Origin of the sequence: Myroides sp. N17-2 (assembly GCF_002286775.1) — a bacterium.
Taxonomy (GTDB): Bacteria; Bacteroidota; Bacteroidia; order Flavobacteriales; family Flavobacteriaceae; genus Flavobacterium.
Genome location: NZ_NSGJ01000055.1, coordinates 1 through 260, shown reverse-complemented (window position 1 = coordinate 260; position 260 = coordinate 1). Strand labels below are relative to the sequence as shown.

Here is a 260-nt window from a genome sequence, read left to right as displayed (position 1 = left end):
TCTGTACTAGATATACCATCTTTCTCATAAGTGTAAACAACTGTTGAGCCTGCTGGCGCTCCTAATACTGCTATACGATGTGGATTAGCATCATAAGTAGTTGAGTCGGCTGGGAAGCTTACCCCTGTTATCTCTGCTTTGCCTATTGTAAGAGTTGAGTTAATCTCTAATGCCTTATAATTATCGCCATTTGTTACTATGGCTGTTACAGTATAATCACCTGCTTCTGTTGGCGCTTCTGTACTAGATATACCATCTTT

The 260-nt window shown here is 40.0% G+C and carries 1 protein-coding gene; it reads right to left on the bottom strand.

Annotated elements, in window-relative coordinates; translation table 11 throughout:
* Positions 1 to 260 (bottom strand): MBG domain-containing protein (locus CF599_RS19570; protein ID WP_216821878.1); only part of this gene is annotated, 260 nt, incomplete at both ends.